The organism is Haloarcula marina, from assembly GCF_024218775.1.
Lineage (GTDB): Archaea > Halobacteriota > Halobacteria > Halobacteriales > Haloarculaceae > Haloarcula > Haloarcula marina.
In genome coordinates, this window is record NZ_CP100404.1 from 1,117,714 (window position 1) to 1,131,727 (window position 14,014).

Sequence of the window (14,014 nt, forward strand, 5' to 3'; positions counted from 1 at the left end):
GTTCTGGTAGTTCATAGTACCCGGGGATATTGTTTAAATATTCCGGTGCACTCGATACCGTGGCTCGCCCTCACACACCCGTTTCAGGCCTCGTGAAGCGTTCACACGGATTCGAGCGAGGTTATATATCCGCGATTTCGTACTGATTTTTCACTGCGCCGTCGCCCACGGCCACGGCGAGCGTCACGTCGTCGCCAGCAGCGAGATTCAGCGACCCGACGGTGACCCGACCGAACGCGCCGACGGTGTGTTCGGCCTGTTCGCGGTCGCCGTTGTGGTCCCACTCCACGGTCACCGTCGCTCGCTCCGGTCGGTCGTGACAGAGGACAACGTCGCTCTCGCCCGGCCTCGGCGACGCGAGAACGACCTGCGTGGGCTGGTAGCTGTCGCTGAGTTCGTCGTACGCGGGCTTCTCGACGCCCGTTTGGTTGACGACGCCCATCCCCGCGTCGCTGGCGTCCCGTAGGCTGTCCAGAATCACGACTTCGCTCTCGCGGTGGCGGAACTGTCCCGCGAGCGCTTGGACGACTCGGGCCTGATACGCCTGCGAGTCGGCGGTTCCGCCGTCGGTGCGGGCGTCGTGGACTGCCCGGTCGAACCCCGTCTCGTCGGTCGGCGACTCGTTCCCGAGCGACCCGGCACCGAAACCGGCGACCACGTCACCGACGCCGAAGTGGTCACAGAGCCACGGCAGGTCACCGACGCCGCCGTACTGCCAGCCGGGATACAGCGTCACCGCGTCGGGGTCGATTCCCGGCGGTCCGACGACGGAGAACGTCGGTAGGTCGTCGACGGCGTCGGCGACTCGCTGGGCCGAGGCGTCGTCGTAGTCGGCCCGCCACGCCCGCCACCGGAAGCGCAGGCGGTCGAGCGTCCCCGACCCGAGGCCGTTCGCGTACGGTTCGACCGGTTCGTCGTGGACGCCGACGGCCACCAGACTCGGATGGTTGCCGTTCGTTCGAACGAGTTCCGTCGCGAGGTCTGCCCCGCGGTCGGCGTCGAACCCGCCGGGACCGGTGAGCGGCAGGTCCGCCCAGAGGAGGACGCCGTGTTCGTCGCAGGCGTCGGCGACGGCGGGCGGAACCGCTTGCGCCCGGACGCGAACGAGATTCGCGTTCGCGGCGACGGCGCGGGGTACGTCCTCGGGGGTCGGGTCGAGCAGGGTGACGCCCCTGACGGGGACTCGCTCGCCGTTGACCACGAAGCCGTCGCCATCGCGGGTGACCGACCGGAGGCCGGTCGTCACCTCGTTCGCGGCGTCGTCGAGTTTCGCCCTGACGACGTAGCGCGGTTGGTCGCCTCGGTCGTGCGGCCACCACAGCGAGGGGTCGCGCACGTCGATGGTGTGTTGGACCGTGGTGTGGCCCGACCCGGTCGCCACCCGAGTGCGGTCCATCATCCCGCCGCCTCGGCCGCTCCCCTCTGGCCGGAGCGTCAGCGTCAGTCGGTCGTCGATGGCCTCGTTCGTCACGACTTCGGCGGTCACGTCGACGGCCGCTCCGTCGTCGGTTATCCGCGGCCGGGCGCGGATGGCGCTCACGTACGGGTCGGGATACGTTTCGAGCGCCGCGTCCCACCAGATTCCCGGTACGGACCGTTCGGTCGGGAGCGCATCGGTCGCGTGGAGACCGCCGAATCGGTCCTCGGGGGCGCGACACTGCACGACGATGCGGTACTCCTCGGCGTCGGGCAGACGGACGCGGAGCGGCGCGGCGTAGTTGTCGTGGGTCGCGACTCGTTCGCCGTTACACCAGACGCGAGTGTGCGCGTACGCCCCGCGCAGAACCAGCGCCGCGTGTGCGTCGTTGCCGTCTCGGGGGTCGGAAAACGTCGTCTCGTAGGCGACGGCGTCGGCATCGGCGTCTACGAGTTCGGTCGGCCGCCCCGGAACCGTCACGGGGTCCCACTCGTCGGGGTCCGGCATCTCATCGTCCGGCGGTACCGCCGCGCCGCGCCACTCCAGCGACATACCTTGTGGCCCGTCCGCTGGGGGCATATCCTTTACCCCCGTCACTCCCGGCAGTCCGCGATGTCACGCGCCCGCCGTCTTTTACTTTCACTTTCACTCCGGGGACGGGTCGGATTAAGGTGGGTTCGGTCCCTCCGTGGAGGTATGTTTGGCGACCTGCGCGACGCGACGACGCCGACCTGTGACGCCGGTGACTGCGACCGCCCGTTGGGTGAGCCAGCGCTGGTGTTCGAGACGGACGCGGGCCGTCGCGAGGCCCACGAGTGTGCGTGCGGTTCGGTGACGGTCACCGTCGCCCGCCCCGAGTCGTCCCGCTGAAGTACCCCGCTCGGCTATCGACGGCTATGTCACTCGAAGTCGTCGTCAGCGCGGAGGGTCACGAACACGTCAGCGGACAGCACTCCAGCACGCTGGAGGTCACCAGCGACGACTTCCTCACTCCCGCGGGCGACTGTATCCTCGGCATCGAGGCCGACACCGTTCCCGCAGAATTCGACGACGAGTTCGTCGCCGCCTGCCGGGACGCCGACGCGACCGTCACGGCGACGCTCGAAGCGGACGGCCACCGCGTCACCGTCGAGGGGTCGGGCCACCCGGACCTCTCCTTCGAGAGCGACCGAAGTCACGTCATCCGTACGAGCGACTACGTCGACGACCGGACGGTGATGGTCGGCGCGGACGCGGCCGCGGGCGACGTGGACAGGGGGCTCGTGGCCGCACTCGCCGACGGGGCGGCCCTCACGATGACGCTGACGGTCGACCCGGCCTGACCGCCGCCGGGATGTTCGTCGCGCACGCGGTCCCCACACTGTTCGGTGAAGGGGTTTAGACGGTCTAGCCCCACGACTCACACATGCCAGACCCGGAACCGGAGGAGAACATCAGCGGGGGCGAGTCGGGCGGCGGCCGCGCGGCGACGTTCGATCCGGCGACCGCCGGAACCCGCGCGGAAGCCGTCATCGACCGACTCGGCGACATCTACTGGACCAAGACCTACGGCGGCCGCCCCGCCTTCGAGTGTCTGGTCCGGACCGTCCTCAGCCAGAACACGTCGGACAAGGCGAGTCAACCCGCCCACGACTCGCTGATGGTGCGGTATGGGGGGACCGACCCGCGAGAGAGCGACCTCGCGGCCGCACTCGCCGCCGCAGACCAGCAGACGCTCGCCGAGACCATTTCGTCGGCGGGCCTCTACAACCAGAAGTGGTCAAATCAGTATAGCACTCTTCTGTACGATTTCGCCGGGTAGAAACCTTCTATAACAGTTGCAGTGCCGTCTATGAAGCTTATATACGAGCAGTGATGTCGATTGCAGCGGAAAATGGGCGACAAGACGCAAGTCAACATCCGGATCGACGAGACGAAGAAGGAGGACTGGTGCGAGTACGCAGAAGAGAGCGCGGAGTACACCTCACTGAGCCACCTGATGCGCCTCGCAGTCGAACGCGAGATGGCGGGAACCCACTCACCCGAATCCGCCCAAGACGCCGAGGTTGACCTCGCTCCCCTGCTGTCTCGGATTGAAGAACTGGACGACACCGTGTCCACGATGGCCGCCCAGATGGACGCACTGGAGACCGGACAGTTCGCCGACTCCGAGGAGATTGACGAGATGGCCGACCGCCTCTACGACATCATCCCCCGCCGCAAACTCGACGAACGGGAAACGGTGGTGAGCGCGGCGCGCGACTTCATCGAGGACGCGGACTACTGGCTCGAACAGAAGGATGGGTCGCTGGCTGACCTCGCCGAGGAGGAACCCGAACTGGGGTATGCCATCGTCGAGGCGTATCGTCGGATGCTGGGCGCAGACGAGTACGAGATGAGACAGGCGATTGAGCGGCTGGATGACTACTCATCGCGCGTCGAGCACGTCACAGCGACGAAGTACGACGTTCTCTTCGAGGTGGCTTAGATGAAGAACATCACCCGAAAAAAGTTCAATCACGAACTGGGTTACGAGTTCGTCGTCTCTCGGCGGAACAAGAGCGAGAACCAGACGCTGACGGGGTATAGAGTCGCATCCGACGGATTCCTCACGTTCCTCGACGAGCGTGAGACGGAGCTCGAGGACGTGGACTGGACGGACATCGACGCGTGGATCAGCTCGATGGTGGATGAGTACGCCGAGTCGTCTATCAAGACACGTTACAACCATCTGCGCACGTTCATCGCTTGGCTGCAGGCTCGTAAGGGGTATTTCCGCGACCGTGACGTGCTCCCAACTGATGCGAAACATCTGGACATCACGGAGTACATCACTCGCGGCAAGACGCGCAAGGAAGAGGAGATGAACGCGAAGGGCGGAATTGTCTGGGTGCGAGACGAGGAGTACGAGCTGCTGAAGCAGAACGTGCCCGAGCCGAAGTTCAGGAACGAACTGATCCTCAAAATGCTCCGCGGGATGGGGTTGCGGCGGTCGGAAGTCGCCGAACTCCAAATCACTCCACAAATGGAACATCAAGACCGTTATGGGGCAATCAATCTCGATGACAGCAAGCTGATGACACCCCCAGTCAAGAGTGACAGCGGTCGTGAGATGTGGTTCGGATCCGGGATTGCTCGGCCACTGCGCCGCTGGATCGACACCGAGCGCGAACCGGTCTACTATTCGGACGATTCAGACTACCTATTCCCCTCTCGCAGCTCGGAACAGCTGAAGCCGAAGAGTGTGACAAGTATGGTGGTGAAAGCCGCTGAACGAGCGGGTATCCAGTCGACGATGTACACGGACGCGGGCGGGGGAAAGAGAAATCGAATCACTCCCCACGCACTGCGGCACGCGTACGGCGTCACTCACGTCCGCAACGGCACGGACATCATGACATTGAAGAATCTGATGGGGCACGCCGACATCAGCACCACGCAGACCTACCTCCAGTTCCGAGATGAAAAGATGCGGGAAGCTCAGCACCGGAACGCGCCCGATGTTTAGACGAACCGCCTCGGCGAGCTGACCCATCTCGTCACGAACGGAAGTACCGCAACTGGTGCAACACGTCCCTCACCACCCGTTGAGTGCAGTCGATCATCTCCACCCGGTCGGGGAACACGGCCTCGAACTCCTCCTCCAACAGCCGCACCAGACCCTCCGCCGTCAACCACTCCAACAGGCCCGAGAGCGACGCCTCCTCCACATCCTCCTCGTATGCGGCCCACACATCCCCACGGCCCTCATTGGCCACGTAACGCACCACAGCGTCTATCATCACCAGCCTACGCATCGACTGCGGACGGACAGGCCCAGTGGCGCGAAGGGCCTCACGACGGTACCGAGTCGCCTCAGCAGTCACAATGTGACTACTCTGGATCTCAAGTTGCTCCCCTGTCCAGTCAGTGTACGGGTCATCGGCCTCCTCCGCCGAAGAGATGTTCCCCGCCCACTCCTCGGCGAACTCGACAGTCGGCGGTCGCCACTCCCCCCGATCGGTCTTGCTCACTATACTCACCTCGCACATCACCCACCCGTACCCCCCAGCGGTCTCCTGATCGACAGTGGCGGTGACGTACAGTTCCCCCTCATCCCAACCATACGTGTCCCTCGTCGGTTCGAGGTACTGAACGCCCTCAATCATCATCTCCACGTCTTCGTACTCGCCAGCGTCGACGATGGCGGTCGCGCCCGGAACTAGACCTGCCAACTCTTCCACCAACTCCTCGTCAGCAGTCATATAGTGACGACGATGAACGTCGCCGACAAGAAACCCGGTGAAAACGGGCAGACCACCCCACTACCGCACCACGAATCCGCCTTCGCCGAGGTGAGATTACACCGACAAACGACCGTCAGCCCGCCACCCCTCGGGGAGCATCGTGTGGAACTTGGCCACCTCCGCGGGGGCCTCGCGACAGTCACATCCAAGAACGCCCTCACGGACGATGTGGACTTCACCGCACCGCTCACACACGATGACGGACTTGTTAAACTTCATTTGTCCTAACTAAACGTAAGTTGTCAAGCAGTTTAAATGACTTGCGAGAAGGGTAGCGCCGTCCTGCGAATCTACAGGGCGTGCATCGCGTCCATCACCACCTCCATCTCCGCCGGCCCGAGCGCCTCATCATCGGACTCCGCCTTGTCTGGGTGTCGCTCCTTCAGTGCCCGGATTGCCGCCGCGTGAAGCTCCTGATCAGAGGCATCGGGCGAGACACCGACAACCCCGGCCACCTCGTCTCGGTCAATCTCGACGGTATCGTCGTCACCAGACTCGAACACCATCTCCTCGATCTGCTCCACGTACTCACTCGAATCCGAGACAAATTCCGCCACATCATCCTCGGACGACGGGTCAGTGTCTGCCGCCTCCGAGACGAGAGCGATGACCGGGTGCGAGTCGAAGCGGCCAACGAGCTGCTCGGCACGCTTCGCCATCAACACCACCACACGCTTCGCCCCACGAATCTTCTCGCTCGCAGTCATCTTCTCACCGTACGGTCGGTTGTCGCTCGGCTGTGTCGCCGCGATACTGCGGATAATCTCCTCGGCGACTGCCCACACCTGCTCGAGATACGCCTCCTCGTCCACGTACAGCGAGTCAAGATCCCAGTTAGTCGCTGGCATCGCCCAACTGACGAACCCTATCACGTCGTCAGGATAGCACTCAGGATGCTCAATCTCCGACGGATGCACGTCACCCCACTTGTCCACAGCGAACGACAGCACGTCCTCGTAGGCCTCTTCGCCGACGATCTCGTCGTCCGAGGAAGGATGAGAGTAAATCACGCCCTCGGCCTCCATCATCGGTCGGTAACTGTACCGAGCAGTGTAACTGGATAGACCCAACTCGGACGTAATCAGACGCTCTAGTGTATCCCAGTCCGTCTGACCGCCGACGACTCGACTGTCATCCATCTCGTCGTCGATGTGGTTGACCATCGCTCGGATCGTCGGGATGCACTGCTCGTGCGTCTTCGCTATGTCCTCCTTCAGCTCAAGGTCTCGTACGACATCTGGGTCAACCTTCTCGTCGGTCGTCATCTCCCCGTCGATGGACTCGATAGTCTCGGAGGCTTCCAGCACATCCGGCGGTCGCGACGCCTCGTCGTCCTCGGAGACGGTCGCGAGCATGTCGGACTCTACGTCTTCGCCATCCTCGGTTTGGGAATCCGTTTGGGAATCCTCGGCTGAGAATATATTATCCGAGCTGGTGTCGTCGTCGGATGGGGTGCCCCCCACCATCTCCATCATCTCGTCCTGTTTCTCCATCATCACACGCTGCTGATCGAGCATCTCGTCGAGACGGTCGCGGCCAGCACCATCACCATCAACCTCGTAATCGTCAATCTCGAACGCTCCATCGTCAGTTACCGTGGACTGCTCTTTCAGCCGTCGAAGAGCCGTGTCCATCACGTCCGCTTTCGAGAGGTTGGTCTGTTCTGCTACGCCATCGACGAACTCCTGCAGGTCTTCATCGACTCGCTGTCGGTAAGGGGTACGATCACCCATCTACACGCTGGTGTAGACACTCTGTGTGTAAATACCCCTCGGTAAACTGTCATATTCTCCCCACCCATCTAACACAACACACACAAAATGTAGACTTTGTACAGTAGTAGTAGGACGATCGAGAAGGAGGGAGAGGGAAGAGGAGAGGCCCGGCGAGAGAACGGCGGGCTGAGGGCGTGAGACCGCGAGTTTGACCGCGACACCCCGGCGGGGGTGTACCGAGCGACCGAGACGACGCGGATAATATATTCACAGCCGAGGATTCCCAAACGACGATTCCCAAAGGAGATTCCCAAAACCTCCGGGGAGTCACCCGACAACCCGCGAGAGGTCTGCGGCGTTCGACGCGGCCTCCGCGAGGACGGCGGCGTCTGTCGGCGTTCGACGTGTTCCGCCGTCGTGTTGTCCACGGGCGACTCGAAGCGACGCGTCCGCCTGTCTCGCCTGTTCAGTCAGGATGTGACTACAGGTCTTTCGGGAACTCGTACTCTTGTCCGTTGAACGTGATCGTTCGAGTTTCACGTTGGGCTTTCTCTTCTTCGGTCAGTCCGTCCCCAACTCGCCGTTCTCGTTCGTCGATGCCTGAGAACACGTGTTCGACTTTCTGCTCCAGTTCGGTGAGAGCGTCTTCGGGATCGAGGTCTCCGTCATCGACCGCCTCTCGCGTCTCTCGGACGAGATGTAAGAGGCTCCGGAAGTCTTCGCGCGGTGCGAACCCAGACGCGGGTTCGAGATTGAAATTGTCGTCTGTCATATGGCTGTCGCGCCGCGCCACCCAGTTAAGCGTTTCTGCGGTTTTCTCGCGTTTCAGCGCCTGTACCCTTTGTTATCCATAGATGGTGTGGGCGCTGTGCTTCCGCGTGGTGATGCGCCCCTGTTCTCCGTCGTGGGCTTTCTGGAACCCACCCCCTCGACTTCCGATGTAAATCTACCTTCGGGGGACACCTGACTTCGAGTTAAGAGACACCCCCTTGGGTTCCGATGTAAAGTGGTTGTAGAGAGTGCCTTCCCGGCGATAGTGAGTGTTTGAGTTTCGTCACCGGGATTGCATCAGACACCGTCGTCGATATGAATTCCATGTTCTCTATCGGCGCCGAGGGACGGCATGTACCCCCACCCCTCGGTTCCGATGTAAACTGTTCTCGGTGTCTCGCGCGCGTGTGCTCGTTGGTGTGTTTTTCGTCGGTCGCCGGGAACCTGTCTTCGGCGTCGACGTCGATGCTCTGCTCGGCGACGATGTGGGAACCCTGTCTGTGTGTCGATGTCGGGGAACCCCTCCCCCTCGACTTCCGATGTAAATCCTCTCTTCGTGATCGGGAACCCAGCCTTCTCGGCGACGCGGAACCCCTGTGGTTCCACTGGAGTCTCGGGCCGCTGTTCTCTTCGAGGATGCTCTGTTCGGCCCGGGGTGAACTGGGGGCGCGGCCTTCCTCTCGCTGAGCGCCCTTTCTCGCGGCGAGGCCATGCGGCCCGGGAGACCCCCGGTGGTGGATTCAGGTACCGTTTGTTTCTTAGTATGTCGTTGTCCCTGACGGCTCCCTGACGTGGATGGGGGGATGTCGAGGCGGTTTTGAGAGGCAGTCGCTCTGCTCACCCTGACGTGTCGGGGAGTAGTCCGGGGTTCTGATGGGGTTTTTACACGTCCAGAACCTATCAATTAGTGGGGGTATGGAACAAGATGAACTGTCAACCACGTTCAACGGAGTCGAACTGAGCGGGCGGCAACGGCTCGTACTTCACCACGTTGTGAAGCGCATCGAGATGGATGATGGCGAGAAGATGTGGCAGACCACCGTCAAGGAGGACAGCGTGACCACCGGGGAAGTGAAACGGGCTTGTGATGCCATCGACTGGTCTAAACAGCTCATCCGTGACCTGCGGCAACTACACTCGGCTGGGCTCGTTGTCAACGTCCTTGACGAGGTGAGATGGGACAACCGAGGTGCTGCCAAGGAGCCAAAATGTATCGCCCTCAACGTCTCTGTGGAACTAGCGATTGAGGCGGCAATTACTCCGGATGAGTACTGGGCGGTTCATCGCCCTGAACCGGAGGATCTCGACGAGGCTATTGAGCAGATTGACGCACTCCGCGAGCGGGTGGACGAGTTGGAGGAGGAGCTGAATCAGGCGAAGGCGGTCAAGAATAGCGCGTTGGAGAACGCGAAGAAGATGCGTGAGAAGGCCGAGGAGATGGCAGAGCGGAACAAGGAGATGGAGGAGCGGCTCAAGGAGATGGAGACGAAGCTGTACCAGATGGACGAGAAGATCGAGAACCCGGGTCTCGTGGCTGATGAGTTCACCTTCGGCGACGACTGACCTAACCGCTGTTTCTCGGCGACCGTCACGCGTTCATCGCCTCGCGTGCTTTCTCCAACGTCTCCTTCTTCCTCTCTGGAACGTGGCCCACCTCGTCGGCGGTGGCCGTCGGTTTCCACACGTGATGTGTCTGGCCGCACTCGGGGCAGTCCACACGACCGCCGGCTCCTTCGACGTTCCATTTCTGTTCTCGCCCGCAGTCGTCGCACGTGTCGGTGATCGTCGCCATACGTGCTCAGCGCCCCTCCTCGGTTATAAGGGCGCTGGGTGGGGTTGACGGAGTCACGCGGTTATCGGTGTGATGTCGTGAGGTTCACGGGCTGCCGCTTAAATTGTCAATAGACATACTTGTTAGTGATGGTAGAACCGTTTGGCGACACGTGCGACGAGTGCGAACGTCACGTGCAGGACTGGCGTGGTCTCGCGTACGAGGTCAGCGAGAACCGTTGGGAGTACCTCTGCCCGGGGTGCGCCGAGGGACGCGATTATCTGGACGACAGTGAAGGCTTGACACCCCATCGTTTCCGGTGCAGGCAGTCGCGAGAACTATTCTACGCACCGTTAGCCGGCACCAAGTCAGGATGCTGAAACCACGTCTCCGACCGTCCCGTGGTGGCTAGAGCCGGGATCATCCTCCGAGAGGTAGGCCCGCACCTCGTCACCCTCCGAGTAAGGTTCGTTCGTGGGCTAGGAAACATCTTCCATACATCCACTCCGTCGTCCCGATGTAAGTGAATTTTTAAGAAGGTTGTATCTGAATGGGGAATTAATGCCGGATACTTTCCTCGTCGATATTCACGAGGCCTTCCAAGAGATTGGTGGCGAGATTCGTTCCGAGGGGAGCGAATTCGACTTCAGATACAGTCTCGTCGATCATCTGTTTACGGACGCACTCGGCTGGTCACGCACCGAGGGCGAGGGGCACGTCAACTTCGAGGACGACAGGAAAGACGTCCTCTGTTACGACGACAGTAATCCGCCGTTCCCAGTCATCGCGTGCGAGACGAAGCGACCTTCTCACGAGCTTGAACTGGGCGACGTCGAGCAGTTGGAGACGTACATGGTGGGCATTGGGAGTGCAGAGTACGGAATTCTGACGAACGGTCACGAGTTCCGCATCTACGAGTACTCCGCGGATGATCGTTCGCTATCCGCCATCAACGACTTCGACATCGGCCTCGTGGCCAACTCGGAGTCGGTTGAGAATCTGACCGCCGAGCAGCAGGAGGCACTCGGCGAGTTGGAGTACTTCCGTCGTGACCGCTATACGAACGTCGGGGACGCGGAGTACTTCCGTGACCGAGCGAAGGAGGTGCCGGTTCAGTACCAGCCGGGTACGGATGACGAGGGATACGATCTGTTCCTTGAGGCCGTGAAGGAATCGTTGGACGAGTTGTCCAGCGTAATGGAGCGATTCTTCGACAACTACAGTGATCGGCCGGATGGTTCCTACCCGAAGGAGTTTCTGGAAACGACCTTCCCCGACTGGAAGGACTGGAGGGAGTACACCGGCAAGAGCGACGACGCGAAGCAGACGTTCTGCCGGGAGACGGCGTACATCCTGATGAACCGGGCGTTATTCGCGCGGATCGCCGAGGACAAGGAAATCGTTGGCAACACGCGTCTGTCCGGGCGTGGGATGGCCGACGCACTCGATCAGGATGATGAGCGTCCGTATCTTGAGGCGTTGATGGACACGTACGACAGGATTGACGATCACTACTCAGACCTGTACGAACTCGGTATCTTCGACTGGTGGTGGGTGTCGAGGGACAAACGTCAGCGGTTCGACTCCGACGAGGAAAGTCAGCAGGAGGATCTCGAGGATGATCTGGACTACCGACTCGGCGAGGTATTCAAGCGATTGAACCGCTTCGACTTCGAGTACGTCAACCGTGACATTCTCGGCCACGTCTATGAGGACTACCTCCCGCAGGAGGAACGGAAGGAACTCGGGGAGTACTACACACCCATCGAGGTCATCCGGTACATGTTGGACGAGACCGGGTACAAGGCGAACAAGGGAATCGGCCGGCAGAAGATTCTCGATCCGGCGTGTGGGAGTGGTGGTTTCCTGACCGAGGCGACGGAACGACTCATCCAGCACTACATCGACAAGTTCGGCAAGACCAGCATTCACTACCTCGACGCGGAGGAGGCGCGGACGATTTTGGAGCGTGTTGAGGAGAACGTGTACGGCATCGACATCAACCCGTTTGCCGTCCACATCACCCAGATTAACCTCCTGTTCCGCACCGTCGATCTCTACGACAAGGTGACGGAGCAAGACCCGTCCTACACGATGGATGGGTTCGAGATTCACGTCGCGGACACGTTGACGCCGACCGTGTTGGAGCAGCAGGAGGGGAGTACTGACGACGAGGGGAAGCAGTCACAAATCGGCCAGTTCGCCCAGTATAATGGCCGTGCGCAGTCGTTCCTTGACGACAGGGACGCGGTTGACCGCATCAAGGACGAGATGGAGTTCGACGTGGTGATTGCGAACCCGCCGTACGTCCGCGTGCAGAACATCAACGGGCCGAAGGAGGACTACGTGGCCCGGTACTCGTCTGTCGAGAGCAACTTTGACATCTACGTGCCGTTCATCGAGCGCGGACTGGACTGGTTGAAGGATGACGGGAACCTCTCGTACATTTGCCCGAACCGCGTGCTCTCTCACGAGTACAGCGAGTTGATTCGTGACCAACTCGCCGAGGAGCCGCTCACCCACATTATCGACTTCAAGGACGTGGAGGTGTTCGATGCGGCGACTCCGTACCCGTGTATCTTCACCGTGGATAGAGACCGCTCGCCGGAAGAGCCGGTACAGTGCGCGAGGTTCGCCGAGGAGCGAGACAGGATACTCGAAGAGATTCACCGGCGAGACGATTGGGAGAACCCGGACGTCGACGCCTACGATCTGTACACCTACGAGAAGGAGCAGATGCGGGCGGACAACGCGGACGATTACCTACCGAGTTGGAAGCCGATGCCGGACTCGGAACGTCGTCTGTTCGACAAGATTGAGGAGCAGGGAGATATGCGGGTGGGGGAGATTTCGGCTGAGGTGTTTGTCGGGACGCAGACGAGTGCGAACACGGTCTACATCGGAGAGATTGTCGGTCAGACCGACGAGGAGGGCGTCGTCGAGTTCGCACCGAGCGGGTACGACGAGACGCATCTCATCGAGGAGGAGATCCTTACTCGCGTGCTGAAGGGCAAAGAGATCGACCGATGGGGCGTCGACTGGGAGGGTCTCTGGATGATTCTGCCCTACGAAGTGTCGGCCGACGACTTCGACGTGATTCCACAGTCTGTGTTGGAGGAGGAGATGCCGCACGCGTGGGACTTCTTCCTCGAATACGAGGAGAAGCTGAAGGGGCGGGAGTCCGGCAAGATGAGGGGTGAGGACGACTGGTACGGCTACATCTATCCGAAGAACCTCACCAAGTTCGATCCGGATAAGATTATGACGAACATCCTCAGCAGCTACAACCGATTCGTCGCCGACACGGAGGGCGAGTACTACTTCGTCGGCGGTGGAAATGCCGGCGGATACGGGATTCAGTTGCGTGACGAATACGCACCCACGTCTGAGGATCACCTGTACTACGTCGCCCTCCTCAACTCCTCGGTGCTGGAGTTCTACCACAAGCACATCGCCCCAATCTTCGGCGGGAAGTATTACTCGTACAACAAGAGGTACTTGGAGCCGCATCCCATCGCTCTCCCCAATGATGTCCCGGAGGATACCGTGGCGGAGTACGCCGAGGACATTCAGAGCTCCCGTGCGGAGCGCACGGACTTGGAGTACAAGACGAGCGACGTGCGCAACTACCTGCCAGACTACGAGAAGGAAAGTTCCATTCTCGATCTCGCACAGTCCATCAACCTCGACGGTGACGACTACCGACAGGGCCCTATTCGCAAGGACGCGAAGATGGATGTGGAGACCACCAAGGAGGTGTATCAGGTGGTGATGAAGCAGAACCACGAGATTGAGTTCGGTGACGAGCGGGTGCGAGACTTCGTGTTCGAGTTGCTGACTGCCCAGAACCGGCGGCTCTCCCGTTCCGAAGTCATCAATATGGACACTCCGTCCCGAGAGTCCGTCATCGAGCTGATGGACGAGTACCTCGGCGATATGGAACGGATTGAGGAGTTGAAAGAGGAGTTCGACCGACTGTGCGACGAGTTGGACGAGATAGTGCTTCGTGACGTGTACGGGCTCGGTGACACCGACGAGAACACTGTCGAAGAGTTCCTCGAGGTCTGGTGAGTCG

The 14,014-nt window shown here is 61.0% G+C and carries 11 protein-coding genes and 2 pseudogenes; 7 read left to right on the forward strand and 6 right to left on the reverse strand.

Features of this window, described 5'->3' with window-relative positions:
• Positions 1 to 121: 121 nt before the first annotated feature.
• Positions 122 to 1,969 (reverse strand): glycoside hydrolase family 2 protein, encoded by a 1,848-nt coding sequence (locus tag NJQ44_RS05810; protein WP_254273736.1) that lies wholly within the window; start codon positions 1,967 to 1,969, stop codon positions 122 to 124.
• 144 nt (positions 1,970 to 2,113) lie between these two features.
• Here NJQ44_RS05810 and NJQ44_RS05815 point away from each other — a divergent pair, with 144 nt between their 5' ends.
• The 5 genes and pseudogenes from NJQ44_RS05815 (at position 2,114) to NJQ44_RS05835 (ending at position 4,904) form a co-directional block, all read left to right on the forward strand.
• Entirely contained in the window at positions 2,114 to 2,287 is a 174-nt protein-coding gene (locus NJQ44_RS05815) for a hypothetical protein (protein WP_254273737.1), read from the forward strand.
• Positions 2,288 to 2,313: 26 nt separating this feature from the next.
• A complete protein-coding gene (locus tag NJQ44_RS05820) occupies positions 2,314 to 2,739 on the forward strand; it encodes a DUF371 domain-containing protein (protein WP_254273738.1) in 426 nt (141 codons plus the stop codon).
• Positions 2,740 to 2,822: 83 nt separating this feature from the next.
• Positions 2,823 to 3,173, forward strand: a pseudogene (locus NJQ44_RS05825) (endonuclease III domain-containing protein); the annotation flags it as partial.
• 117 nt (positions 3,174 to 3,290) lie between these two features.
• Positions 3,291 to 3,884: a hypothetical protein gene (locus tag NJQ44_RS05830; RefSeq protein WP_254273739.1), complete on the forward strand. Its 594-nt coding sequence runs from the start codon at positions 3,291 to 3,293 to the stop codon at positions 3,882 to 3,884.
• A complete protein-coding gene (locus tag NJQ44_RS05835; protein WP_254273740.1) occupies positions 3,885 to 4,904 on the forward strand; it encodes a tyrosine-type recombinase/integrase in 1,020 nt (339 codons plus the stop codon).
• Between the two features lie 31 nt (positions 4,905 to 4,935).
• Here NJQ44_RS05835 and NJQ44_RS05840 read toward each other — a convergent pair whose 3' ends face one another.
• The 3 genes from NJQ44_RS05840 to NJQ44_RS05850 all read right to left on the reverse strand — a co-directional run bounded on the left by NJQ44_RS05840 (position 4,936) and on the right by NJQ44_RS05850 (position 8,169).
• Positions 4,936 to 5,640 (reverse strand): hypothetical protein, encoded by a 705-nt coding sequence (locus tag NJQ44_RS05840; RefSeq protein WP_254273741.1) that lies wholly within the window; start codon positions 5,638 to 5,640, stop codon positions 4,936 to 4,938.
• A gap of 332 nt (positions 5,641 to 5,972) precedes the next feature.
• The gene (locus NJQ44_RS05845) at positions 5,973 to 7,415 is read right to left on the reverse strand and encodes a J domain-containing protein (protein WP_254273742.1); all 1,443 of its coding nucleotides are present in this window, start codon (positions 7,413 to 7,415) and stop codon (positions 5,973 to 5,975) included.
• Positions 7,416 to 7,878: 463 nt separating this feature from the next.
• Complete coding sequence (locus NJQ44_RS05850; RefSeq protein WP_254273743.1) at positions 7,879 to 8,169, reverse strand: hypothetical protein; 291 nt, start codon at positions 8,167 to 8,169, stop codon at positions 7,879 to 7,881.
• A gap of 914 nt (positions 8,170 to 9,083) precedes the next feature.
• Between NJQ44_RS05850 and NJQ44_RS05855 the strand changes: the two genes are divergently transcribed.
• Positions 9,084 to 9,731: a hypothetical protein gene (locus NJQ44_RS05855; protein ID WP_254273744.1), complete on the forward strand. Its 648-nt coding sequence runs from the start codon at positions 9,084 to 9,086 to the stop codon at positions 9,729 to 9,731.
• A 25-nt stretch (positions 9,732 to 9,756) separates the two neighbouring features.
• On the opposite strand, the gene NJQ44_RS05860 is transcribed toward NJQ44_RS05855, so the two are convergent.
• Both NJQ44_RS05860 and NJQ44_RS19615 read right to left on the reverse strand, forming a co-directional pair.
• Positions 9,757 to 9,960: a hypothetical protein gene (locus tag NJQ44_RS05860; RefSeq protein ID WP_254273745.1), complete on the reverse strand. Its 204-nt coding sequence runs from the start codon at positions 9,958 to 9,960 to the stop codon at positions 9,757 to 9,759.
• A 347-nt stretch (positions 9,961 to 10,307) separates the two neighbouring features.
• Positions 10,308 to 10,397, reverse strand: a pseudogene (locus tag NJQ44_RS19615) (DUF8139 family protein); the annotation flags it as partial.
• Positions 10,398 to 10,500: 103 nt separating this feature from the next.
• On the opposite strand from NJQ44_RS19615, the gene NJQ44_RS05865 reads away from it, so the two are divergent.
• Positions 10,501 to 14,010 (forward strand): Eco57I restriction-modification methylase domain-containing protein, encoded by a 3,510-nt coding sequence (locus NJQ44_RS05865; RefSeq protein WP_254273746.1) that lies wholly within the window; start codon positions 10,501 to 10,503, stop codon positions 14,008 to 14,010.
• Positions 14,011 to 14,014 lie beyond the last annotated feature (4 nt).

What these genes read in the sequence shown, in the direction of transcription:
- NJQ44_RS05845 (WP_254273742.1), bottom strand. Translation starts at nt 7,415, where the DNA reads ATGGGTGATCGTACCCCTTACCGACAGCGAGTCGATGAAGACCTGCAG.
- NJQ44_RS05855 (WP_254273744.1), top strand. Translation starts at nt 9,084, where the DNA reads ATGGAACAAGATGAACTGTCAACCACGTTCAACGGAGTCGAACTGAGC.
- NJQ44_RS05860 (WP_254273745.1), bottom strand. Translation starts at nt 9,960, where the DNA reads ATGGCGACGATCACCGACACGTGCGACGACTGCGGGCGAGAACAGAAA.
- NJQ44_RS05815 (WP_254273737.1), top strand. Translation starts at nt 2,114, where the DNA reads ATGTTTGGCGACCTGCGCGACGCGACGACGCCGACCTGTGACGCCGGT.
- NJQ44_RS05830 (WP_254273739.1), top strand. Translation starts at nt 3,291, where the DNA reads ATGGGCGACAAGACGCAAGTCAACATCCGGATCGACGAGACGAAGAAG.
- NJQ44_RS05840 (WP_254273741.1), bottom strand. Translation starts at nt 5,640, where the DNA reads ATGACTGCTGACGAGGAGTTGGTGGAAGAGTTGGCAGGTCTAGTTCCG.
- NJQ44_RS05835 (WP_254273740.1), top strand. Translation starts at nt 3,885, where the DNA reads ATGAAGAACATCACCCGAAAAAAGTTCAATCACGAACTGGGTTACGAG.
- NJQ44_RS05865 (WP_254273746.1), top strand. Translation starts at nt 10,501, where the DNA reads ATGCCGGATACTTTCCTCGTCGATATTCACGAGGCCTTCCAAGAGATT.
- NJQ44_RS05820 (WP_254273738.1), top strand. Translation starts at nt 2,314, where the DNA reads ATGTCACTCGAAGTCGTCGTCAGCGCGGAGGGTCACGAACACGTCAGC.
- NJQ44_RS05850 (WP_254273743.1), bottom strand. Translation starts at nt 8,169, where the DNA reads ATGACAGACGACAATTTCAATCTCGAACCCGCGTCTGGGTTCGCACCG.
- NJQ44_RS05810 (WP_254273736.1), bottom strand. Translation starts at nt 1,969, where the DNA reads ATGTCGCTGGAGTGGCGCGGCGCGGCGGTACCGCCGGACGATGAGATG.